The 24556-nt window shown below is 45.8% G+C and carries 20 protein-coding genes; 14 read left to right on the top strand and 6 right to left on the bottom strand.

The genetic code is table 11. The features are described 5' to 3' along the window. Positions 1–30 precede the first annotated feature (30 nt). The 4 genes from RIB93_RS23030 to RIB93_RS23015 all read left to right on the top strand — a co-directional run bounded on the left by RIB93_RS23030 (position 31) and on the right by RIB93_RS23015 (position 5203). Positions 31–1974, top strand: coding sequence for a pentapeptide repeat-containing protein (locus RIB93_RS23030; RefSeq protein ID WP_446376011.1), 1944 nt, complete (start codon positions 31–33; stop codon positions 1972–1974). Next, positions 1971–2432 (top strand): hypothetical protein, encoded by a 462-nt coding sequence (locus RIB93_RS23025; protein ID WP_446376009.1) that lies wholly within the window; start codon positions 1971–1973, stop codon positions 2430–2432. The genes RIB93_RS23030 and RIB93_RS23025 overlap by 4 nt, the downstream gene beginning before the upstream one ends. A gap of 116 nt (positions 2433–2548) precedes the next feature. Next, positions 2549–3724 carry a diaminopimelate decarboxylase family protein gene (locus RIB93_RS23020; protein ID WP_446376007.1) on the top strand — a complete coding sequence of 392 codons (1176 nt, stop codon included), beginning with the start codon at positions 2549–2551 and terminating at the stop codon, positions 3722–3724. 201 nt (positions 3725–3925) lie between these two features. Further along, positions 3926–5203: an MFS transporter permease gene (locus RIB93_RS23015; RefSeq protein ID WP_446376005.1), complete on the top strand. Its 1278-nt coding sequence runs from the start codon at positions 3926–3928 to the stop codon at positions 5201–5203. Between the two features lie 230 nt (positions 5204–5433). Here RIB93_RS23015 and RIB93_RS23010 read toward each other — a convergent pair whose 3' ends face one another. Continuing rightward, a complete protein-coding gene (locus tag RIB93_RS23010) occupies positions 5434–7149 on the bottom strand; it encodes an asparagine synthetase B family protein (protein ID WP_446376003.1) in 1716 nt (571 codons plus the stop codon). 19 nt (positions 7150–7168) lie between these two features. Continuing rightward, positions 7169–9610 (bottom strand): putative PEP-binding protein, encoded by a 2442-nt coding sequence (locus RIB93_RS23005; protein WP_446376001.1) that lies wholly within the window; start codon positions 9608–9610, stop codon positions 7169–7171. Positions 9611–9854: 244 nt separating this feature from the next. Between RIB93_RS23005 and RIB93_RS23000 the strand changes: the two genes are divergently transcribed. Next, the gene (locus RIB93_RS23000) at positions 9855–10298 is read left to right on the top strand and encodes a SufE family protein (RefSeq protein WP_006104027.1); all 444 of its coding nucleotides are present in this window, start codon (positions 9855–9857) and stop codon (positions 10296–10298) included. A 662-nt stretch (positions 10299–10960) separates the two neighbouring features. On the opposite strand, the gene RIB93_RS22995 is transcribed toward RIB93_RS23000, so the two are convergent. After that, entirely contained in the window at positions 10961–11521 is a 561-nt protein-coding gene (locus RIB93_RS22995) for a DUF4334 domain-containing protein (RefSeq protein WP_446375999.1), read from the bottom strand. Between the two features lie 87 nt (positions 11522–11608). Continuing rightward, positions 11609–12688, bottom strand: a complete 1080-nt coding sequence (rlmN, locus tag RIB93_RS22990; protein ID WP_446375997.1) for a 23S rRNA (adenine(2503)-C(2))-methyltransferase RlmN — start codon at positions 12686–12688, stop codon at positions 11609–11611. 316 nt (positions 12689–13004) lie between these two features. On the opposite strand from rlmN, the gene kaiC reads away from it, so the two are divergent. From kaiC to RIB93_RS22950, 8 genes are all read left to right on the top strand, one after another. Then, entirely contained in the window at positions 13005–14708 is a 1704-nt protein-coding gene (gene kaiC / locus RIB93_RS22985) for a circadian clock protein KaiC (RefSeq protein ID WP_446375995.1), read from the top strand. 127 nt (positions 14709–14835) lie between these two features. Beyond that, the gene (locus RIB93_RS22980) at positions 14836–15189 is read left to right on the top strand and encodes a circadian clock KaiB family protein (protein ID WP_446375993.1); all 354 of its coding nucleotides are present in this window, start codon (positions 14836–14838) and stop codon (positions 15187–15189) included. A 180-nt stretch (positions 15190–15369) separates the two neighbouring features. Next, complete coding sequence (locus RIB93_RS22975; RefSeq protein ID WP_446375991.1) at positions 15370–15864, top strand: DUF427 domain-containing protein; 495 nt, start codon at positions 15370–15372, stop codon at positions 15862–15864. A 64-nt stretch (positions 15865–15928) separates the two neighbouring features. Then, positions 15929–16807: a prolipoprotein diacylglyceryl transferase gene (gene lgt, locus RIB93_RS22970; RefSeq protein ID WP_446375989.1), complete on the top strand. Its 879-nt coding sequence runs from the start codon at positions 15929–15931 to the stop codon at positions 16805–16807. Between the two features lie 1074 nt (positions 16808–17881). Then, on the top strand, positions 17882–18736 hold the full coding sequence (gene cobM, locus RIB93_RS22965) for a precorrin-4 C(11)-methyltransferase (RefSeq protein ID WP_446376045.1): 855 nt from the start codon (positions 17882–17884) through the stop codon (positions 18734–18736). A 265-nt stretch (positions 18737–19001) separates the two neighbouring features. After that, complete coding sequence (locus tag RIB93_RS22960) at positions 19002–19394, top strand: zf-TFIIB domain-containing protein (protein WP_446375988.1); 393 nt, start codon at positions 19002–19004, stop codon at positions 19392–19394. Between the two features lie 250 nt (positions 19395–19644). Next, on the top strand, positions 19645–20127 hold the full coding sequence (locus RIB93_RS22955) for a flavin reductase family protein (protein WP_446375987.1): 483 nt from the start codon (positions 19645–19647) through the stop codon (positions 20125–20127). Positions 20128–20469: 342 nt separating this feature from the next. Beyond that, positions 20470–20823, top strand: a complete 354-nt coding sequence (locus tag RIB93_RS22950; RefSeq protein ID WP_446375985.1) for a phenylpyruvate tautomerase MIF-related protein — start codon at positions 20470–20472, stop codon at positions 20821–20823. Between the two features lie 316 nt (positions 20824–21139). Here RIB93_RS22950 and RIB93_RS22945 read toward each other — a convergent pair whose 3' ends face one another. Beyond that, positions 21140–22741, bottom strand: a complete 1602-nt coding sequence (locus RIB93_RS22945; RefSeq protein ID WP_446375983.1) for a peptide ligase PGM1-related protein — start codon at positions 22739–22741, stop codon at positions 21140–21142. Positions 22742–22859: 118 nt separating this feature from the next. On the opposite strand from RIB93_RS22945, the gene RIB93_RS22940 reads away from it, so the two are divergent. Beyond that, positions 22860–23570, top strand: coding sequence for a hypothetical protein (locus RIB93_RS22940; RefSeq protein WP_446375981.1), 711 nt, complete (start codon positions 22860–22862; stop codon positions 23568–23570). Positions 23571–23979: 409 nt separating this feature from the next. Here the strand turns inward: RIB93_RS22940 and RIB93_RS22935 are convergent, their stop codons facing one another. After that, positions 23980–24435 (bottom strand): hypothetical protein, encoded by a 456-nt coding sequence (locus RIB93_RS22935; RefSeq protein WP_446375979.1) that lies wholly within the window; start codon positions 24433–24435, stop codon positions 23980–23982. Positions 24436–24556: the final 121 nt, after the last annotated feature.

Raw genomic sequence — 24556 nt, 5'->3', positions numbered from 1 at the left:
CCCTGTTCCCTGTTTCCTGTTCCCTGAAAAATGAAAGCCAGTGAAGTTTTGAATCTGTACGCTGCTGGAAGACGCGATTTCAGTGGTGAGAACTTGAGAGGTCAATCCTTTAAAGGAAAAGACCTCTCTGGGGTAGATTTTAGTGAGGCGGATATCCGAGGGGCAAATTTTACTAATGCTAAGTTGACGGGGGCGAACTTTAGCGGCGCTAAGGCGGGATTACAAAAGCGTTGGGCAACCGTTTTGGTTATTAGCTCATGGATACTCGCCGGGATATCAGGATTGTTGTCAATAGTCATTGGTGTTTTGGTAGCGTTGATTTTTGAGAGTGGCGATATCGCGAACATTATTGCGGGCTGGGTAAGTTTGATAATTCTGGCAATCTTTTTTGTTGTGATGCTCCGCAAAGGTTTAGTCGCTGGAGCTGTCGCTGTCGCTTTCGCTGGAGCTGTCGCTGGAGCTGTCGCTTTCGCTGTCGCTGTCCCTGGAGCTGGAGCTGTCGCTGGAGCTGGAGCTTTCGCTGTCGCTGGAGCTGCCACGCTCTTGAGTGCTTACATCGGCTGGCGAGCCATCAAGGGAGATGAAAGAGATGCTTGGATTCGGGGAGCTGCCATTGCCTTTGCTGCTACAGGCGGAACCAGCTTTCGCCATGCTGACTTAACCGATGCAAACTTCACATCAGCCACACTCAAAAGTATCGACTTGAGACAGGCTACCCTTACCCATACTTGCTTTCATCAAACCCAAAAACTCGATCTCGTTCGCCCTGGCATCACCTATATTAAAGATGCTCAGGTGCGACAACTATTAATTACCCGACAGGGACAAGCTCAGAACTTTGACCGCCAAAACCTGCGCGGTGTCAACTTACAAGGCGCAAACTTAGCCGATGCTAGTTTTATTGGCGCTGATTTAAGCCAAGCCAACTTACAAGATACTGATTTATCCAGAGCCAAACTTGTCCAAACTCAACTCGACTACACCAATTTAACCGGAGCCACATTAACAGGTGCTTGTATTGAAGATTGGGGTATCACTCCAGAAACCCAACTCAATGAAATACAGTGTGATTATATCTTCATGCGCCTAGTCGATAGCCTTGACCCTAACCCCCACCGCAAACCAGACGATTGGAACAAAAACTTTGAAGATGGCGAATTTGCCGACTTCATCGCCCCCATGGTACAAACCCTTGACCTTTATCACAACCAAGTGGATGACCCCCGTTTAATTGCCATCGCGTTCCAACAGCTTACCGAAACCCATCCTGACGCTGAACTAGATATTGTATCCATTGAAAAACGAGGGAAGCATCGCGATAAAGTGTTAATTCGTGCCGAAACATCACCTCAAGCAAACCTTTCTGAACTGCATCACGACTATTTCACGACTTATAATGATTTGCAAGCCTTGTCCCCAGCGGCGCTACAACAACTTTTAGCGGAGAAAGATGGACAAGTTAAAATGCTGACAAGTTTAGTAGAAGCAGCAATTCAACGTCCGAGTATTTCAGCCCAAACTTATAATAATAAAGGAGGTACAATGTCTGAAAGTAAAGGGAATATCAGCATAACCAGTGGAGATGGCAGTAAAATCAGTGGACTTGCAGGTGCAGGGGAAAGTATAACGGGTTCAGCTATTGGTGAAATTAGCGGTACGGTTAGTGTTGCTATCAATGAGCTACCTGAGTCTCCTGAACCCGATAAACCAGGAATTAAAGAACTTCTAGCGCAACTGCAAGCGGCGATTGAAGCGGAATCAAATTTAGATGAGGAGGATAAGGCGGAGGCGTTAGAACAGGTAAAAATGTTAGCCGACGCGGGAAAAAATCCCCAGGAAAAGGGAAATCAGAAAATGGCGAAACGAGCCACAACCATGTTGAAAGGAATTATTGTTGGCTTACCGACGGCGGCGACATTGTTTGAAGCGTGGAATAAGTTGCAACCGTTGATTACAAAACTATTTGGGTTGTGAAAAACCTAACCCCCCAACCCCCTTCCCTGCGAGGGAAGGGGGAGCCGGAAAAAGGGGGAGCCGGAAAAAGGGAGAGCCGGAAAAAGGGGGAGCCGGAAAAAGGGGGAGCCGGAAAAAGGGGGAGTTGGAAAAAGGGGGAGTTGGAAAAAGGGGGAGTTGGAAAAAGGGGGAGTTGGAAAAAGGGGGAGCCGGAAAAAGGGGGAGCCGGAAAAAAGGGGAGTTGGAAAAAAGGGGAGTTGGAAAAAGGGGGAGCCGGAAAAAGGGGGAGCCGGAAAAAGGGAGAGCCGGAAAAAGGGGGAGTTGGAAAAAGGGGGAGCCGGAAAAAAGGGGAGTTGGAAAAAGGAGCAGTTGGAAAAAGGAGCAGTTGGAAAAAGGAGCAGTTGGAAAAAGCAGGAGCTGGAAAGCCCTTCCACATAACAAATATATTCCGCTTCCCTCCCCTCGCAGGGGAGGGCTAGGGAGGGGTCTTTCCCAGAGTTAATTAACCCACGGGAGCATCTATTCTACTGTTTTATGCGCTAACGCACTCTACAATTTGACTTGTTGAAAGTGGTGCAAGATAGGAGCAGAACCGATGACAAATGACCAAGAATTACTGAATATCTACGGTTCACCCCTCTATGTTTATCAGGGCGATCGCATACGGGATACAATTGGTTATATTACTCATGCTGTCCCCTATCCGCGCACTCGGTTCCAGTTTGCCAGCGTGACTAATGGTAATGTCGCTTTGCTGCAAATCTTCCAGCAAGAGGGGTGGGGACTTCACGCCAATACACCCGGAGATATCTATTTAGGTTTAAAGGCGGGATTCACCCCGGATAACATTGTTTATAGTGGCAGTAATTTAAATTATTCAGAAATGCAGCAGGTTCTCCATTGGGGAATTACCACCTTAAATTTAGATAGTATCTCCCAATTGGATTTATGCTGTCAAGTCTATCACGCCCTCGATTCTAAATTACCCCGATTAAACTTAGGATTACGGTTAAATGTACCGGAATTAACCGGGGATAGCCGCATCGGGGTTCGACGCGAAGAATTCCCCGATGCACTGGAAATAACCCAATCGGCGGGATTACACCTCAATGGTATCCATTTCTATCGCGGAACCGGAACCAATGCAACCAAAGCCTTTACCCAAGTGATTGATTCCTTATGCGAGATTGGTCAACAATTACCGGATTGGGACTATTTAGACTTTGGCGGTGGATTTGGTTATCCCTATCAGGGGAATGGCGTCGCTTTTGATTGGCAAGGATTTGGCAAGGTGATAACTCAGAAACTCCAGACAATCGGCAGACCTATAGACTTAATTATAGAACCTGGACGAGCCGCGATCGCAGGATGTGCGTCCTTGTTAGCAAAAGTTGTTTCTGTTAAGTGGCAAAATGGCAAACAAATTGTCGGCGTTGATACTACCGTGGCGAATTTATCTGTTCCATCTGTACATGGCGGCTATCGAAAAATTGTCAGTTTTACAGATACCCAGGGTGAACCGTATCCCACCGATGTGTGTGGAAATACCACCTATTCACGGGATTACTTGGGGCGCAACTGTCAACTCCCGGCGTTAAAGATTGGAGATAGTATCGCAATTCTGGATAGCGGTGCTTACGGATATGCGATGTCGTCTCATTTCTTACACCGTCCGCGTCCGGCTGAGGTTTTAGTTGAACAGGGGACTCACCGATTGATTAGAAAACGGGAAGATTATAGTATTTTATTAAATAATCAGGTATTTGATTAATTTCCCAGGTGCGTAGGGGCGCACTGACGTGCGCCCTTTACCTAATGTGCGCTTTAGTAAACCTCAAAATTATATTTTTTTAACGCAGAGGGACGCAGAGGTTGACGCAGAGGTACGCAGAGGAATGGAGGGGAATGGAGAGTATGTGAGTGATTTTTTTGGACAATTACAGAAATAATCAAAAATAAAAATTACCTAATTATGAAATGTATTCAATGTCAAACTGATAATAATCTTAAAGACCGCACCGCCAATCAAGGACGGTGTAAAAACTGTGGACATTCCTTTGTCTTTGAACCCACAACTATGGGTCAGACCAAAATAACTGATCTATTTTTTGCTAAAGCCATCTCAGATTTATCAGTAAATGGGAGTCTATACTTTACCCCTCAACAATTATACTACCTTATCAACAAGAGAATTAAGCGCAAGATCAACAATGTTTTTCTGCAAATCTTTGCCTGGATTCTGATTGTTATTATTCCTTACATCGGAATCCCGCTCTTAATTTTTGCCTGTTACCAAATCAGCAATTCTGCCAATACGCCCAGAAGAGTCCGTAATCGCAATGCTAGATATTTACAAATTATTGGTGGATTTTTGCTTCTCTATGGAATTTTATCTCTTTTATTCTCTACCGTCGATGGTAGTGGAGGCAACTGGCTGATTTTTTGCCAATTTGCGATAACTATTATTGTCGGTATGTTATCGTTCTATTTAGGAATTCGTCAGCTGCGTCGCCAAAGCACATTCTTCCAAACCGTTTCGATTACACTGAGTAAATTCCAAAGTTGGTTAGAACGTTGGCAACAAATTAATGGTACAGTTGAGCAACTTTTACCTCCTCCGAATCAAGAACGTTTATCCACATCCATTAATCCGGATATCACCGCCTATAGTTTTGACCGAGTTGTCGTCTGTGATAGTGCCACAATTGCTCAACTGCTGATTGCCAATAATTTTCACTTTGAAAATAACTGTGCGGTGCTAAGTATTACCGGGTATCCTCAAAGCATTTTTTCAACGGTATTAGACATGCTGAGACGCAATCCCGAATTAAATGTCTACGCCCTACATAATGCCAGTCCTCATGGTATCACCCTGATTCATCACCTACGCACAAGTCACCATTGGTTTGCTGAGAATACCGTCACCATTTATGATTTAGGATTACTTCCCCGTCATGTCTTAAATAGTCGCAATCTTTTTATTGAATCCTCCCCAGAATCAGCAGAACAGGCGAGACAATTAAGCGTAGAGATACGGCGAGAGTTATCGGCTGAGGAACTAGCATGGTTAGAATCCGGTAATTTTGTCGAGTTGGAATCATTTACACCGCAACGGCTATTACAGATAGTGACTCAAGGAATTAACCGGAGTCAAATTAGCACCGGGGGGAGAGATTCAGTATTTATAGATGTTGAGAGTGAGAGTAGTAGTAGTGATGTTTATTTGTTTGCATCCGACAGTTTTGGTTAAAAATTATAGTGAAGTTACCTACAGTTACTGATTTTATCGTTTCCGCTTATTCAGGCGTTTAATCGTTTTATAACTGTCTCGACTAATCGTAACAATCATCTCATCGCCTCCCTCTTCTCAATCCTCCCCAACCTTTAACCCCCTCTGCGTACCTCTGCGTTTTCCTCTGCGTCCTCTGCGTTAAAAAAATACAATCTCGATGTCACCCATTTGCCCCCAACCCAAACACATCAATTCAGCCAATATTCTAAACTTACAAGTAACCAAAGCTTAACCCCATACCGACTCCAGGTATCCCCACGATACTCAATCCAATCGCGAATCAACGACTGATTTAAATAAGGCGATATTGCCGATTTTTTCGACAACAACAACGCCTTGGTTTGTCGTTGCCAATAATGGCGAAACCAAAACTGCACTGGCACCATCATCCCGCTTTTGGGACGCTGAATAATTTCCGTCGGTAAGAGTTCCGCAACCGCTTGCTTTAGCACAGCTTTCTCCTGATTCCCAGCCAGTTTATAGTCCGGCGGAATTTCCATTGCCATCTGCACAATTCGCTGGTCAAACAAGGGAGAACGCCCTTCTAATCCAGCCGAACGAGTCAGATTATTCACCTTGGTTAAAATATGATCCGCCCCTTTAAATTTAATATTCAGTCCCATTAACCGATTCAAATACTGTGCCGAGGAAAACAAATCCGCCTCAAAGACAGATGACTCCGTTTTAACCGCGTCCCATATTTCTGGTTTCAACAACTTCGGCAAATCCGGAGCGCATTTTTTAAAGGAGTTCAAATAAGCCGCCACTAAATTAGGATTATTGTCCGGAGAACCATATAACTGCTTGAGTAACATTGGCTGATTTTTCGGTCCACCAAAACAAGGATCTCCCCCTTCGCCATTGAGGATAATCGTAACCGCTTCCTTCGCCAGTTGCGCTAACAAATAATTGGGAACCGTTAACGGATCACCAATCGGATCATCTAACTGTGCCATGGTTATCGGTAATTGTTCCCACATTTGTTCGGGGGTAATTTCTAAGATGTGGTGCTGGGTTTGGCAATGGTGGGCAACTACATTGGAAAACTCTAATTCATTGGGATAATCTGCGCCAAAATGAATCGAGTAGGTGTGAACGGGATACTGATGAAACTTAGCGGCGAGTGCAGTAATGCAACTGGAATCTAATCCACCTGATAAATAAACCCCTACTGATTCATTTGTGGGTAAGTAGTCTTGAACCACTTGATCGAGACGCGATCGCAACTGCTGAGCGTGCCATGATAAACTTTGCTGAGGATGGGTAATTTGCTCTTGCGGTTGCCAGTAATAGTTGGGTTGTCGATCAGGTAATTGCAACACTGTACCCGGGCGCAATTCCCGCACCTGTTGCCAAAGCGTGCGTTCTCCAGGCACAAAAGCACAACATAAATAATCCCGCAACGCCACTAAATCCAAGTCGGCTGAATGGTGGGGGCGCAGGGTTCTCAACCGAGGCGCAATCCAGTAAGAGGAACCCATCGTCGTATAATATAACGTCCGACCGCCGACGCGATCGCGCACCAACCACAACCTCTGACTCGGTTGATGCCAAATCGCTAGTCCAAATACCCCTTCCAGATAGGCTAAACAATCTTGTCCCCAGCGTTCCCACAGCAGCGCCACCAACCCTTGATCGGTTCCCCGCCAATCCCCAGGCTCAATTCCCACCTGTTGCAATAATCGGGTAGAATTACTTAACCAAATATCCCCCACCACCCCATACTCTGCTTGGGGACTAAAAGCGGGTTGAATCTGAGTGACGGCTAACTGGTTGGGAATCAAGAACGTACAATCGGGGGGTTCAGCGCCAAATTGCCCCCAAGCTAACAACCAACCTGGGTGAACCGAGGGAATGGGTTGCCTAACCTGTTGATTATTTAAGCGGGAAAATAGCCATCTCATATCATATCCAGTTGAATCCTTATGCTTCTAATGAGCGCCGTGCAGCATCTAAAAGTAACCGTTGTTCTGCGCGAGCGATCGCATAATAAGTCGCTTCCACATCATTCACATCCACAGAAATAGACTGAATCCCCCATTCCACCAAGGATTCCACGACTTCCGGATACTGGGCTGGGGCTTGACCACATATTGCACAAGGAATCCCCGCCACCTTTGCCATATCGATCAATTGCTTAATCGCTCCCATGACGGCGGGATGGCGTCCATCTAACGTTGAACCTAACTCCCCCAAATTGCGATCGGCAGCTAATAACAATTGCGTCAGATCATTCGTACCAATCGAGATTCCCTGCACCCCCGCTTTAACATAATCCGGCAGTAAAAACAGTATCGATGGCACTTCTGCCATAATCCAAAGTTGAAAATGAGGATTATCCATTAATCCCGCTTGTTCCACCCGACGGCGACAAAAGACAAACTCTTCAACCGTCCGCACAAATGGCAACATTAACTGAACATTACTATACCCCTGAACATACAATTGATGTAACGCCGCCAGTTCCAAATCAAAACTCGTCGGATCATGTAAATAGCGATAAGTCCCCCGCCGCCCCAACATCGCATTCACCACCGATAACCTTGAACCGTTAACATTCGACGTATCCCCATGGATCAATTCCGCTTCACCCCAATCCAGGGAACGATAAAATACAGGTCGTGGCATCAACGCCGCCGCAAACTGCATGATCAATTGAGCAAGGCGGGTGATTAACTCCTGTTTCCGCCCCTGTCGCAACCATTCCTGGGGGGGTTGATTATCCAATACGTCCAAAATCATCAATTCCGATCGCAATAAGCCAATCCCATCAATGGGTAAATCCCGAATTCGTTCCAGAGATTGGGGTTGGCTGAGATTCACTAACAATTGAGTCGCAATCGGAAATCGGTTATACTGCCTCGGTGATGGGGCATCGGCAAGGGTTTCCTGCTTCTCAATAGCGACATCTACGGCATCTCCAAGCTCTTTAGCATCCCTAGCTAAACGTTGAATTTCGCCGCGATCGCCATCCACCAACAGTACCTCCCCCGTTTGTACCAATTGGGTAATCCCAGGGACATTAACCACCGCCGGAATCCCCAATTCCCTCGCCACAATTGCCGCATGAGACGTCATTCCCCCCTGTTCCGTCACCACCCCTGCGGCTTGTCTTAATAGAGGTAGCCAATCGGGAGCAATCGTGTGAGTCACTAAAATTCGATCTGGGGGGATAGCCTGCCAATTTTGCTCCTCCCCAACTATCACTTGCGCCACGGCTGTTACTTGTCCAGGCGCCGCCGATAATCCTCGCCGTGACTGAGGTTGGGATGGGAATGATTCAGCAGAAGAAGCAGAGTGAGGGCGAAATTGAGTCACGTATAGCTGAGGTTCTGTCGTGTTGGGAATTTTACAAAGAGTCCAGTCAAAAGAAAAGGGGGGATTGAATTGGGTTTGCAGTTTTCTGGATAACGCCATAATCTGTTGCCAAGCGTTCTCGTCCAAAACAGACTGCTGCTGTTCTCCCTGGCTGAGGGGATAAGCTTGCACGGCATTTCCTGTCGGTTCCGGGTTCAGCCGATAGGCGAGGGTTTTGTTTCCTGGTTGACTTAGCAAAAGTTGATCGGTGGGAATCGCGATTTTATAGGTATCCGGTAAGACTTTACCCTGAGTAATCGCTATCTCCATTCCCCAGGTGGCTTGGATCTGACAGAAATCAGATTTCGCCTGGAGAACGCCAGAGGCTAAAGTGTCATAGATTGGTTGTACCAGAACCGCTAAGTTAATCTGATCCAGTCCCATGCCAACCCGTTGCCAGTAAAATAAGCTTTTGGCTCGAAACAATTCTGCCCACACCTGCTTTAAAGTATGGAGCAGAGCATCCGGCTGTTTGCGGCAATAATGAGATGCCAAAAGTTCTGGAATCGGCATAGACTCAGCCCAATCCTCGCGGTTAACCGGATGAGTAGACATCGGCAGGAGCGATCGCACCTCAGTAAATGACACAGAAGGCTGTAAAATCAGGGCGGCGGCGTCTAGAGTTGACCCTGCATCCAGAATCTGCGATCGCCAACCTTCTGGTACAGTGGCAGAGGTAATCACTTGGCGAATATGTTGAGCAACCTGTTGCAACTGACGGGGATTATCAACATTCACGTACAACGAGGACTGCGGTAAATCGGCTAACAACGGTTCTGATTGACTTAAATCAGCGATGACTTGCCAAAACGCGATCGCTGGAATCACAAAGCCGCGAATAACTGGATACCCTTGTTGCCCAAGTTGACTTAAGCCAAAGGCTTTCTCTCCCACCAGGGAACGTTGTGACGGTTGAATCTGATCCAGCCAGTAGAGATTGTCCACAATTTGCTTTGGAATACCACTCGCGGTTAAGTGATCTAGAATAACGGAAACTCGATTAGCCAACAGTGTTGAGTGCGTAGGGGCGGGTTTAGGAAATCTCTTGTCGCTATTGATGATAACGTTTGTGCAAAACCCGCCCTAACCAAGTGTGTAGGGGCTCACTTTCACTACTATCGTTTTTGACCTCACCCAGATGTAACTCGCGCCCGCCCTGACTAAGGATTGACTTCTGTTTTCTGGGTTGCATGAGTAGAATTGCATAAGTCTTGTTAGGATAAATGTGAACAGTCGGTCTTGAATACTGGGTATGTCATCAACCTCAACCCCTCTACCCGATTCCCTCGCCAAAATTGTGCAGCGATTTAAGCGACGGACGAATCCTAAACAACGGTATGAACAGCTTCTCTGGTATGCCAAGAAGCTTCAGGATATGCCAGAAGCAGACAAAACACCGGAAAATAAAGTCCAAGGCTGCGTCTCCCAGGTTTACATCACTGCCAACCTAGAAGATGGAAAGGTATGGTATCAAGGGGATTCAGATGCCCAGTTAGTCAAAGGGCTAGTGGCGCTGCTGATTGAAGGGTTAAATGGACTCCCCCCAGAGGACATTGTGGACGTGTCTCCAGAGTTTATCCAAGAAACCGGGTTAAATGTCAGCTTAACCCCATCTCGTGCCAATGGTTTCTACAATATTTTCCAGACGATGAAGAAAAAAGCCCTGGGATTCAAACTAGCAACGAATCCTAGTTAGGGGTTGCTGAATAAGCGCTGTGGTGAGGGGGCGCTGGGGAAGCTGGGGAAGCCAATGTAGAGACGTGCCATGGCACGTCTGGGAGCTGGGGAAGCTGGGGGAGCAAGGGTACATTTTCCCTGAGCAAGGTGATGCCATACTTATGAAGGATGCTACCCCTGAATCGGGCGCACGTCTGTAATTGGTGTCAACTTAAGGTAGAAAACCAATGCTGGCAAGGTTTTAAGCTGTGTCTATCTACTTCTCGACATTTTCCCCCTCATCCCCTAACCCCAACTCCGAACCCCCCTACCCCCCTCGTTCCCCCCTACCCCCCTCGTTCCCCCCTACCCCCCTCGTTCCCCCCTACAAGAGGGGGGAGGACAGAGGATGTTTCACTTTTTTTGCACGGGGAGGACAGAGGATGTTTCACTTTTTTTGCACGGGGATGACAGAGGATGTTTCACTTTTTTTGCACGGGGAGGACAGAGGATGTTTCACTTTTTTTGCACGGGGAGGACAGAGGATGCTTCGCTTTTTTTGCACGGGAGAGGGGCTGGGGGTGAGGGGTTGAGCTTAAGTTGACACCAATGCACGTCTGTGCGCCCCTACGGTTTCTGGACATAAGTTTTAACTAACCTATAAAATGATGCGTCCTAACCGCTATGGCGATTGCTATATTATTAATGGGTGACACTGCGCTTAAGCACAAAAAAGAATGGTTGGGGTGAGCGTTTCAAATCCATAATTCCTAACACAGTATTGTCATCTACTTGGCGAAACGAGTCGTTAATCGGCAAATGATCATAGATCATCGTGGCACTGACTTTTCCTCGATAGTCCATCATTCGGAGTCTGGCTTGACTTTCCTCAGTTTTCACAAAGGGTTTCAGCAAGGAATTCGTCAAGCTTAGCCAAGGTTTCAGAGAGTCATTTTTGAGAATTGGCAAATTAAAAAGTACGTTAATTGCTGTGGGATTGGGCGCAACCTTAAAAATTTTTCCCTGGCTATCTAAAAATAACAATGGGTGAACTGTCTCAGGATCAACAAATTCTTTTCCATACCAATTTAATGTTTCTAAGAAGCCATCCAGATGGTGATCAGTATGGAGTCCCGATCCTTGCCAACGACCAATCATAAAGTCTAAATCCACGGGTTCGAGAGCGTCAAATAATTGTAACGCTGTTTCGGTTGTCGTTTTCCCTGCGTTCAGAATCGACTGGCAGCTTTCTACTGTTTGCATGTTTTTAAGGATTCTGTAATGGTGGCGATCGCGAGTTGTTTAGCCTGTCTCCTACCCTGAAGTCCTCTTGCCTCTACCTTTCTTTTATCAAACCGTTGAAGCCCTTAATTGTCCACAGGCGGCGTCTTTTTCTAAACCGCGAGAACGACGCACACTGACGGCAATGTTATGCTGTTCTAATGCCTCAACAAAGGCTTGAATTCGCCGGGGACTAGGACGCTGATAATCCACTTCGCTAATCGGATTGTAAGGAATCAAATTAACGTGACTTTGAAATCCGCGTAGGTGTTGAGCTAATTCTATTCCATGTTCAGGTTGGTCATTGAGTCCCGCCAATAGAATATATTCAAAGGTAACTCGACGTCCGGTTATCTTGACATAATCCCGACATTCCTGTAGTAAATCAGCTAATGGATAGCGTTTAGCACTGGGAATCAATTGTTCGCGCAATTGCTGATTAGAAGCATGGAGACTGACAGCAAATGTCAGTTGCAGTTTATGTTCTGCCAGTTGACGGATGCGATCGCGAATGCCTACGGTGGAGATTGTCAGCGATCGCATACCGATGCCAATATCCTGATTGAGGGAACGCACAGCCGCGAGAACCTCGTCTAAATTCAGTAAGGGTTCTCCCATGCCCATAAATACAACATTACTTACCCGTTGCCCAAAATCCTCCTGAACCGTCAAAACTTGATCAACAATCTCATGACGGTGGAGATTCCGGGTAAATCCGCCTTTCCCCGTCGCACAAAAGTCACACGCCATGGGACAACCCACTTGGGAGGAGACGCAAACCGTTAACCGATTGGCGGTGGGAATTCCGACGGTTTCGATAATATTACCATCTGCCAACCGCAGCAAATATTTGACCGTGCGATCGGGAGCCTGAGAGCGATAATGTAGAGTAGAACGACCAATGGGGACATCAACTAAGGCTTGCCGCCATGACTTGGGAAAAACTGAAATATCACTAAGGCGTCGCACCCCTTTTTGATAAATCCAGTTATGAAGCTGGCGTCCCCGATAGGCGGGTTGTCCCTGCTGTTCTACCCACTGGGTTAACTCGGCGAAACTTGCCCCTAATAGGGGTGTATTCGTTACATCTGGCTGAATATTTTCTGGGGAGATGGGGGGACGAGGGGACGGGGTGACAGGGTAAACCATAAGTCTGATGATTCTTTTATTTCACAGATTGTTTATTTTGTCAAGAATATTAGCGTAAATAGAATAGAGATGACATTGAAGCAGTCAAGTCTATATCTAATTCTACCGCCTAAGTAAGAGTTGGGGGGAAACCGTAGGGATAAAATAAAATGAATGATGCATAAACCTAGAGAATCGATTGACTCAATTATTGCTCTAATCAAAAAATCGCCCAATTCTCTCTAAGTAGGTTGATGGAGATAAACCAAACTCTATTAAGTCCCGCAAATATTCCTCAAACCCTGACAAAGGACATAAGACATAAGATGAATAACAAATGACACAGACAAACCAAGCCAAGCTGATCAAATGTCCAACTGGCATCCAGGGACTTGACGAAATTACCAATGGTGGATTACCTCAAGGGCGTCCCACATTAGTGTGCGGTCAAGCCGGCTGTGGTAAGACACTCATGGCAATGGAATTTCTGGTACGCGGTGCCACGGAGTACCAAGAATCGGGTGTTTTCATGTCCTTTGAAGAGTCGCCAGAGGAACTGACGCAGAATGTCGCCTCATTCGGTTGGGATTTACAAGCATTAGCCGATCAAAAAAAACTGGGTATTCATTATGTCCATGTTGATCGCACTCAGATCCAGGAAACAGGCGAATATGATCTCGAAGCCTTATTTATTCGTCTCGGCTATGCCATTGACTCGATTAACGCCAAGCGGGTTGTCTTAGACACCCTAGAGGTTTTATTTGCCGGATTGCAAAATAATGCGATCGTGCGTTCTGAATTGCGGCGACTGTTTCTTTGGCTGAAGGAAAAGGGCGTGACGGCAATTATTACGGGTGAAAGTGGTCAAAATACGCTCACTCGTCAAGGTTTAGAAGAATACGTTTCCGATTGTGTCATCTTCCTCAATCAACGGATCATCAATGAACTGGCAACACGACGGTTACATATTGTCAAGTATCGCGGTTCTAGACATGGTACAAACGAATATCCATTCCTGATTGAAGACGACGGGATTTCTGTATTACCCCTCACCTCTGTGGGATTAGATTACCAGGTATCCAATGAGCGGATATCTACAGGCGTTGAGCGCTTGGATACCATGCTAGGAGGTGCAGGCTATTTTCGTGGCAGCAGTATTCTGATTTCCGGTACGGCGGGAACGGGCAAGAGTTCACTTTGCGCCCATTTCGCTGAGGAAACTTGCTTGCGGGGAGAACCATGTCTCTACTTTGCCTTTGAGGAATCGGCTAGTCAGATTATCCGCAATATGCGATCGATTGGCATCGATTTGGAGCCATCTATACAAAAGGGTTTATTGAAAATTCAAGCAATGCGTCCAACTTTTTATGGGTTAGAGACGCATTTACTCAAACTTCATCGTTTTGTTAATGAGTTTAAGCCCACCGTAGTTATCATCGACCCTATATCGAATTTGACGGATATCGGTAACTACATGCAAATCAAATCCTTTATGATGCGTCTGGTTGATTTCTTTAAAACGCACCAAATTACCACGGTTTTGACCCATCTGAACTTAGGCGGAAATCCCCAAGAACAAACTGACATGGGTATTTCCTCATTAATGGATACCTGGTTGTTGTTGCGGGATGACGAAAGTAGCGGCGAACGCAATCGCTTACTTTATGTCCTCAAGTCTCGCGGCATGAAACATTCTCATCAAGTCCGTGAATTTCGGTTGACCAATACCGGAGTGCAATTGATTGATGTGTATCTGGGAGTCGGTGGTGTAATGGCGGGAACCGCACGAACCATCCAAGAATCACAAGAAAAGGCAGAGGCATTAGTTCGCCGACAGGCAATTGAACGTAAGCAACATGAAATCGAACGCAAACGCCAGATTATGGAAGTTCAGATTCAAGCATTGCAAGCTGAATTTGAAACTCAAAAAGAAGAAATCGAGCAAATGATTCAGCAAGAGAAGTTGCGGGATAAAACACTGCTCCAGGATCGCCGACTAAGGGCGCAGATACGTGATTCTGACTCCCTAGAGGAGATGTGAAAATAAGAATTAATAAGCAATACATAATACATGATAAAAAAAAATGAATCCTTGAGCAGATCAGTTTTAGAGGAAGTCACGGTACAATGACTAGATTAGTATTATAGGGAGGCGAAATAGCATCGTCATGAATGATTTCGACAAAAACAAGGACAATTCGCCGGAGTTCCTCGATGACTCTCAAGTAAGTTTCGATTCCCTTAAAAAATTGGAAGTAGAAACCTACGTTTTTCGTTTGTATATTGCCCATAATAACTTTAAGTCAATACAAGCTGTTAAAAACATAAAAAGCATCTGTGAAGAACACCTAAAAGGACGTTATAAACTGGAAATAATCGATATTTACGAGAATCCAGAACGTTTAGAAAAAGAGCAGATTTTTGCTGTGCCAACTCTGATCAAAGAACTTCCTCCTCCTTTACAGCGTTTAATTGGTGATATGACAGACAAGGAAAAAGTTAAGAATTGCTTGAGTATTTGATCAATAAACAGATTTTCAACGCCATAGGTCGATTAATTGATTGAGGGAGTATAAAATTGCTCAGAATCGATGAGATTGAGCATTGATTAGAAATTTTTCCGAGAAACTGGTAACATTATCAACACATACATAGACCTACAGCATCTAATCTGCCGTCTCATTAGAGAAAACAGCTAAACCGTGAAACCCAATCGTATTACTCCTGAACCTGGTCAAGAATCTGTCTGGGATTATCCACGTCCTCCTCGCCTAGAGGAGACAACCAAGCATATTCGGGTCATCTTTAACGGGATCGCGATCGCAGACACCCGACGGGCGAAACGAGTATTGGAAACTAGCCATCCTCCCTGCTATTACATCCCACCCGAAGACATCAAGCTGGAACATTTAGCCAAGACAGGGCGTAAAAGTTTTTGTGAATGGAAGGGAATGGCTGGATATGCCGACGTTGTGGTGGGTGACAAGCGGGCTGCCAATGCCGCCTGGTATTATCCTCAGCCAACTCCAGAGTTTTCCTCGATTAAAGATCACGTTAGCTTTTATGCCAGTAAAATGGACGCCTGCTATGTCGATGATGAATTAGTCCAATCCCAGCCGGGGGACTTCTACGGGGGATGGATCACCAAGGATATTGTTGGACCATTCAAGGGTGAACCCGGAACAATGGGATGGTAGAGTTGAGCCTGGGAACTCACACAAATACATTGACTATTTTTAATTCACTCTCCGCTATACCCAAATGCTGCAAGCCATACCTTCCCTGATCTTGGCGTTTCAATTTGCCTCTCCAGGACCGATTCTGGTGAAGCTAGGACCACTGACTATCCGGTGGTACGGTTTACTAATTGCTTCAGCCGTATTAATTGGAGTCAGTTTATCCCAATATTTAGCCAAACGTCGTAACGTTGATCCAAACGCGATCGCGGATTTGGCAATCTGGTTAGTGATTGGGGCAATTCCCTGTGCCAGACTTTACTATGTCTTGTTTGAGTGGGAACAATACGCCCAACGCCCGGAAGATATTATTGCAATTTGGAAAGGGGGTATCGCCATTCACGGTGCTATTTTGGGTGGACTTGTCGCCACAATCATTTTTGCCCGGATTCAGAAACTATCGGTTTGGTTATTAGCCGATTTGGTTGTTCCTTCGCTGATTTTGGGGCAAGCTATTGGACGTTGGGGTAATTTCTTTAATTCAGAAGCCTTTGGCAGTCCCACCAATTTACCGTGGAAACTGTATATTCCTCCCCAACAGCGTCCTCCAGGGTACATCAATTATCAATATTTCCATCCCACGTTTCTTTATGAGTCGCTGTGGAATGTATTAATTTTTTCGATACTGATCACCTTATTCTTTCGGGACTTGAAACGAAAACCGCATCTGAAAGTTGGCACATTGGCGCTAATCTATCTGGTAGGTTATAGTGCGGGTCGCATTTGGATTGAAGGATTACGAACGGATAGCCTGATGGTAGGACCTTTACGCATTGCTCAAATTGTCAGTTTAGTGTCAATTCTCTTGGGATTGGCAGGTTTAGCATGGCTCTACTGGTTCCGTCGTCCTCTCCCAGATGTTGTACCACCGGCAAATCAGCAATGGGATGCAGTATCTGAGTAATACAAGGTTCATTGGGGTCAATTTAACGCTAGAATACCATCTACAAGTTTAAACTGAGACGTGCCGAACTCTTCACAAACTCCAAGATACCGTGAGGTGGGCAATAACAAAAGTACCGTAGGGTGGGCATTGCCCACCAGCTTTAAGTCAGTGGAATTCTACTTAATGTAGTGAGCAAGATGCTCATACTACGACAAGGATTCCGCAATTCTTGACATTAAGGTTTAAATGCCGAACAGCTTAACTGAAATAACAAAAGCCCCAGAGAAAAAATCTCTAGGACTGAACCAGGGTGCATCTACCATTTCTTTCTTCCTATCCCTATGAACTGGCTCCGGATGAATTGTCTAAAAATAACAAAAGCCCCAGAGAAAAAATCTCTAGGACTGAACCAGGGTGCATCTACCATTCCTTTCTTCCTATCTCTATGAACCTGATCCGGAAAAGTCGTCTAAAAATAACAAAAGCCCCAGAGAAAAAATCTCTAGGACTGAACCAGGGTGCATCTACCATTTCTTTTTTCCTATCCTTATGAACCTAATCCGGAAAAGTCGTCTAAAAATAACAAAAGCCCCAGAGAAAAAATCTCTAGGACTGAACCAGGGTGCATCTACCATTCCTTTCTTCCTATCCCTATGAACTTGCTCCGGATGAATTGTCTAAAAATAACAAAAGCCCCAGAGAAAAAATCTCTAGGACTGAACCAGGGTGCATCTACCATTCCTTTCTTCTTATCCCTATGAACTTGCTCCGGAAAAGCCGTCTAAAAATAACAAAAGCCCCAGAGAAAAAATCTCTAGGACTGAACCAGGGTGCATCTACCATTCCTTTCTTCTTATCCCTATGAACCTAATCCGGATGAATTGTCTAAAAATAACAAAAGCCCCAGAGAAAAAATCTCTAGGACTGAACCAGGGTGCATCTACCATTTCTTTCTTCCTATCCTTATGAACTTGCTCCGGAAAAGCCGTCTAAAAATAACAAAAGCCCCAGAGAAAAAATCTCTAGGACTGAACCAGGGTGCATCTACCATTTCTTTCTTCCTATCCCGATAAACCTGATCCGGAAATTTATATGTATCAAAGTTCTGACTCTACTCAACTTCAAAACCCTCTCCCTTCCCTAGCTCCAGCCGTCTACATTATTGGTGCTGGACCTGGAGATCCGGAGTTATTAACCGTTAAAGCGTTGAAAATGCTGCAAAAAGCAGATGTGATTTTATTTGCCGACTCCTTAGTACCATCACAAATTTTGCAGGAAACCCGTCCTGATGCAGAAATTATCAGAACTGGGAATAAAACCCTAGAAGACATCTTACCCCTGATGATTGAACGAGTGCGATCGCAAAAATCGGTAGTTCGTCTGCATTCGGGTGATCTGAGTCTATACAGCGCCATTCACGAGCAAATGCAAGCCCTTACCGAGGCGGAAATTCCCTTTGAAGTGATTCCTGGTATTAGTGCTTACCAAGCGGCGGCAGCTAAACTAGGGGTTGAACTCACTGTGCCGGACGTGGTACAAACCATTATCCTGACGCGCATTAGTGGTCGAGCTTCAGCCGTACCTGAGTCGGAAGAATTAGCATCCTTAGCCGCGCATCAAGCCAGTCTTTGTCTTTATCTAAGCGCTCGTCATATAGAAGCCGCCCAAGCCAAACTGATGCAACATTATCCAGCAAATACGCCAGTTGCTGTCTGTTTCCGGATTAGTTGGTCCGATGAAAAAATGTGGCTTGTCCCTCTAGAGCAAATGGCAGCACTCACTCACCAGGAAAATCTAATTCGGACAACACTTTATATTATTAGTCCCGCCTTGAGAACGCCTTGGTCGTTACCAGAGACAATATCGAGTCAAGATAATAAGACAGCGACACGTTCCCGCCTTTACCATCCGGAACACTCCCACCTCTTTCGCCGCGAGGGGAGATAGGGGAGCAGAGGAAGCTGGGGAAGCTGGGGGCGCTGGGGGCGCTGGGGGAGTTGGGGGAGTTGGGGGAGTTGGGGGAGCTGGGGAAGCTGGGGGACACCTCGACTTCGCTCGGCGTGTCAGCTGAGGGAGCTGGGGAAGCTGGGGAAGCTGGGGAAGCTGGGGGTAAGTGAAACCCAACAGGCTAACGATGGCGTTAAAATTCCTATCATTAACTCTGGTGCGAGTATAGTGATTGTATTGCCTGTTCCCTGTTCCGTAGTCAACTATGAAGCCAACCGTTTGTCCTAAATGTGGTGCAAGCTTAGAGTCTATCACTCATGGTGGCATAGAAATCGATCGCTGCTGTAACTGCAAAGGAATTTGGTTTGATTCTCTGGAAGCTGAAAAACTCAAGCGGATTAAAGACTCCGAGAGTTTGGACATTGGAGTTCCAGAAACGGGACATCAATTTGATCAAGTAGATGACGATGTGTATTGTCCTCGCTGTGGCGCGACGATGTTTCGCATGATTGATATTGATCGGTATAGTATCTGGTATGAAAAATGCCCCCAGTGTCACGGTGTCTGGTTAGATGCGGGTGAATTTAAGAAGTTTAAGCGGAATTTCTCACGCAAAGGCATTCTAGGTCGAGTTCGCAAAACCTGGCGTCCTCATTAGCTTGTCTGTTGTGGGAGGGTAATGTAGAGACGCGCCATGGCGCGTCTGAAAGCTGGGGAAGTTAATTGAAAACTCACTCAGGGCGGGTTTAGTCACATCGGGGTCAAAAAGAAACGATAGTAGTAAAACCCGCCCCTACAAACCATGTTCCCTCTAGGGTGGCGAAGGCTCAAAACTCTCCCCTGCACCCAAAACCCCTGACCTCTTGGTAAACTAAATGCCATATCTGTGCAACTAGGGAGAGGATGCCTTGCTAGACGAACGAGCGAAAAAAACGATGCTGCGTAAGATTCCGCATGGTCTGTATATCTGCGGCGTCAAAGATGATGATAACTTAAACGGTTTCACCGTAAGTTGGCTGATGCAGTCTTCATTTGAACCGCCACTGGTGGTTAATTGTATTAAGAGAGAGACAGGTTCTCACGAAATGCTGAAAAAAAATGGTGTGTTCAGCATCAGCTTCCTAGAAAATGGACAAAAAGACATGGCGGCGAAATTCTTCAAACCCCAAAGCCGGGTTGGGAATAAGTTCGCGGATGTGGAATTTTATGAAGGAGAAGCCACAGGCTGTCCGATCATTTCTGACTCCCTTGGTTACATCGAATGTCAAGTAGTCGATTCGGTGGAAAAGGGAGATCACAGTATTTATGTGGGTGAAGTGATTGCCGCAGGTATCCACCGGGAAGGAGAACCGCTTTTACTCGAAAGCACCGGTTGGCAATATGGTGGCTAGAGACTGAACGCCAATTTTCCCATATCCCAAATGGTTCTAACTCAGCTCTGGCAGCAGTTAAGGGTAAGCTGATTTGACGTAGAGTGGGCAAGAGTTATACTTCGCCCGGAAGCGAGTTTGTCATTCTGAACGGAGCGATAGCGGAGTGAAGAATCTGACCAGATGCTTCGCTTGACTCCGTTGCGCTCTGCATGATAAAAGCTCGGTTTGTGACCGCAAACAGTATATAAACTCAAACACCCTTCTATGATCATGTGTTGCTCTTGCCAACCACCGGGTAACCGGGGATTTATTACCAGTGCTGCACGATCTCAGTTCTAATGAAGTTGAAAAAATAAGCCTATGCCTCTGATTAAAGTTCAATCATCTGTCAGTAATCCAGAACCTACGCTAGTGGAAGGGTTGCTCAAAACCCTTTCCGGTAAACTAGCCCAGCATGTAGGCAAGCCTGAATCCTATGTGATGACGGCATTTGAAGATGGTGTATCCATGACATTTGGCGGTACCGTTGAGCCAACCTGCTACCTGGAAGTCAAAAATATTGGCACGATGAATCCAGCCCAAACCCAGGCAATGAGTCAAGACTTTTGCCAGGTGATTAGTGAAAAGCTGGGTGTCCCGATTAAGCGAATTTATATTGAGTTCGCTGATGCCAAGGGTAGTATGTGGGGGTGGAACGGTACAACCTTTGGTTGAGGGGTTGGTTTTATCCTGATTAAGCCTTTGCTGTTTTCAGATGAACCCAAAGTAAGCCCCCCTTTTTAAGGGGGGTTTGGGGGGATCTCTACCGTGCTGTATTGGCACGCAAAACTAACCCTAATCAAGGTCAGCATCCAATCCTATTGGCTATCCAGCTTCATCTGTGTAGAGTGACGCAAAGATTTTCATTCAGCTTCTAAGGCTTTGCGAACTGCAGGATGAATCAGATCGTCTGGGATTCGATTTCGCTCATTTTTATTATCATCCTAACTACGGGAAAGCCTCATTTGTGGGCAATCAAGCGGATTCGATATCACTTAGAGAACCAGGAAATCGGCTCACAGGGATAAGAAAACTGGTCATTATCAGTTCCTGTGGTTTCGTGATCTAACACTTGCATCACCTGGTTATAAAATGCCTCCGCTTCTGGAGGGGAATCACCAATACAGGTTAATCCTAGTTTGCCAAACTCCGAGAGGGCGCCCATCAGATGAAACACATTCCCCGTCCGGGTACTGCTATCAAAATGTAGGCGATAATGGGTGATAATATCCATCAGATCATTAGGCATTAACCCTCGGTAATGATCCCGTTGTAAATTATCTGTAGCGATGTAATATTTCTGACGACCTTGCTGGCTGTGAAATAAACCCGTTGAGGCGTCATAATGACCATTGGTTAAATACCGCAGCGACATAAACGGATGGGTGGTTCCCCCTTTGCGTAAGTTAATTTCGATCGCCTGTAAATCCCAAACATTCTCCCCCTGTTCCGGCTGGTGAACGGCGACAAAATCAACGCCATACCGCTCGATCGCGCCTTTTTCTGCCAAGGCTTCTCCCACTTTAATTCCCATCTGTTGTAAGGGTAAGCGATAGGCTGCATCGGCGGGAAATCGACATCCTAGATAAATCTGACCGTCTGGACCCCCTAAAATTTGATCATGGGTGGAGAGTATCTTCACATCACCATTTGGGGTAATATACCCTTGCACACTAGGCGATCGCTTATTCTCTCCTTCAATAAATACCTCGACAATTGCGCCTAATTCGGGGATGCGACTGGAAAATTGACTCCAAGTTTCATTACTTGCCTGAAAGCCTAAATGGTCTAAGTCTTCGTGGATAGCTGCAACTCGTTGATCATGAGACGCTTTCCCCGGCGCAGCTTCGGGGATTTTTCTCAAATCCAGAATCGCATTCCCTTCCCCAGAAAAGCCTTCATTGAGTTTAATCACCATCCGCTTTAAATCAGGATGACGTTCCCACAACACAGCCGCCGTTTCTACTAACTCGTCCACCGTCCATAGTGTTTCACAGCCATCGGGATAGGGGATACCACTAACTTTAAAAATTTCCCGACTCCCACTCTTGGTGCCCCAGTGGAGTAAATCGGGGTCAGGTGCGAGAAGCGGTAGACTGAGTTTTACCGATAATTCTCGCTCAAACTGGGTAGAGTTATAACAAATCATGTACGACTTGTGGGGACGCAGTGCCTGACGAATTCGCGCCATTAAGCGGGGACGTTCTAATATTTTTTGGCTCAGGGGTTTGAGTGAGGCATCATAGGTGGAGAGGAGCATCAAACGCTCACGAGCGTGAGAAAAGGGAATGCCGGGTAAAAGTTGCAAGTAATAATCAATGACTATCGGTGATAGCGGTACCGCCGTCACATAAATGAGGCGGGTGCGGGGATTGCGTAAGCGAATCAGGGAAAATAATAGCCGTTCCTCATAGTGCAGAAACCCCGGAATCTTCGCCAGTTCCCGCTGATCAACGGTAACAGACGGCACCACCAAGATGTCGCGATCGTCCTGGTCAAACAGATCAATACTAGACCAGCGATCGCGCAACTGACTCTGAAGTCGCCGAAACCGTTCTGCTTGTGTGGAGGAGGAAGAATTCAATCCATGCATTGCCCCTGAACCGCCTCAATATTATACATAGCAATAGTAACGGTTACTTGGCACAACTGTGATAGTGTAAACGTTAATCTTTGAAAAGCAATCAACGTTTACTGGCGAAACATCAAGGATGACCCTCTATCCCAAAACCAAAGCGCTGGAAGGGCGGATCACTATTTTTAGTCGAGTCATCAGCATCATGTTTATGCTGTTTGGTATCGGTGCCGCTATTGCACAACTGGCTAAAATCTCTCCGTTTTTAGAATCCTATCCGGGCTGGACGTGGAATTTGAGTAATATCAGTGCCTTAATTTTAGGCATCCTGTTGTTCCTTTTGGGGAAAAGCCAAGGGATTAAAAGGTTGGTTCATTTTTCCCTGTTTTCCGGGCGAGAAACAATGAAGCGGTTTCTCTTAGTTTTCCCGATATTCGCCACGATTATTCTGCTGCTGCTCAAATTTCGCCTCGGTGACAGCCGTTCCTATCGGATGATTCTGGATGAGGGGGGATTTATTGAATATGGCACGGTTATTGCTTATTTCCTGGCGGGTGGATTTTCGATACCGATTGGTCGTTATTTTTTCCGGCTGCGTCAAAAGGTTTTGGGTTGGGGGTACTATCTATACAGTATATTCTTTATTTTTGTTGGTTTAGAAGAGGTCAGTTGGGGTCAACGATTATTTGGCTGGGAACTCCCCCCTTTCTTTGAAACCTACAATGTTCAAGAAGAATTCACGATTCATAATTTGGTCTGGTTTCAGGATTATTGGGGAGAAGGAATTATCGGGATTAGTTTTTTGTGTTTGTTAGGAATTATTTTCTGGTATCGTTCGCATCGATAACAGCAGCAAGGGGGTTATCACTATCTCACCTATTTAGTCCCCAGTTGGTTTTTGGCGATATTTTTTAGTTTGGCGTTGGTTATTTATGTCATTCTTGAATATACCGATGGATTTGGATTCGTTATTTCCAGAGACCAAGAGTTTGCTGAACTGCTTCTATCGTTAGGGTTTTTGTTTTTTGTGATCGTGAATTATTTTCGGCAGGTGTTTGAATTTGGGTTCTTAAAACCAAGAGCAGAAGATAGGGAGTTACTCCCTTAAGTCAAAAGCCCGACTCAGTAGCGAGCGAGACGCTCGCACTACTGGATTGACACAGCTAAAATTGGGGAATAAATTGGGTTCGTAGTAGGGGCTTTAGCCCCTAATTTATTAAGCTGCGGAAAAAGGGCGCAAGTCTTTGCGCCCCTACTTACTGGAAAATGCTTTTAATTATATCGGGAAGATGGCGATCGCCGGAAAAGAAATCGATGCCGACTAGGGATTTGAGTAAGTACGCGAATAGGAATAAACTGGCGCTCAATAACAGGTTTACGCCTAACAGTAGGATAATCGCCGCGATGACATTGCCAACTTTAGCTACACCTTTGGGGATGTAACGCCGGGGTTTTCGTCGCCTATCTTTACCGACTAATAACACGACATAGAAACGGGTGACGATTAAATCGACTAAAAATCTTAAATCGACAATCTTGGGCGATGGCTTGGGAATTGCCTCATCTAACACGTTAAATATTGCCTGAAGCTGTTGGGTAGTGAAACTTGCTCGGAGTTCTGGCTCCATTTTGTCGATATAATATTGGGGCGTGCGATCGGCATAGTTGGGGATTTTTGGCTGGGATTGTCCTGGTAAGGTTGAAGTTTTCATGTTTTTGTCTCCTTGATAAAGATTGAAGCCGAGAACTAAAGTTCTGGCTTAAAGCTTAAACCCGTTAAAACGGGTTCAATAAATTACCCGGTTTTTTAGCTTGAGGTTATCGGCATAGTTG

Origin of the sequence: Coleofasciculus sp. D1-CHI-01, from assembly GCF_040218875.1 — a bacterium.
In the GTDB taxonomy this organism is placed as follows: domain Bacteria; phylum Cyanobacteriota; class Cyanobacteriia; order Cyanobacteriales; family Coleofasciculaceae; genus Coleofasciculus.
The sequence above is the reverse complement of the archived record's forward strand: the minus strand, read 5'-3'. Positions and strand labels throughout refer to the sequence as shown.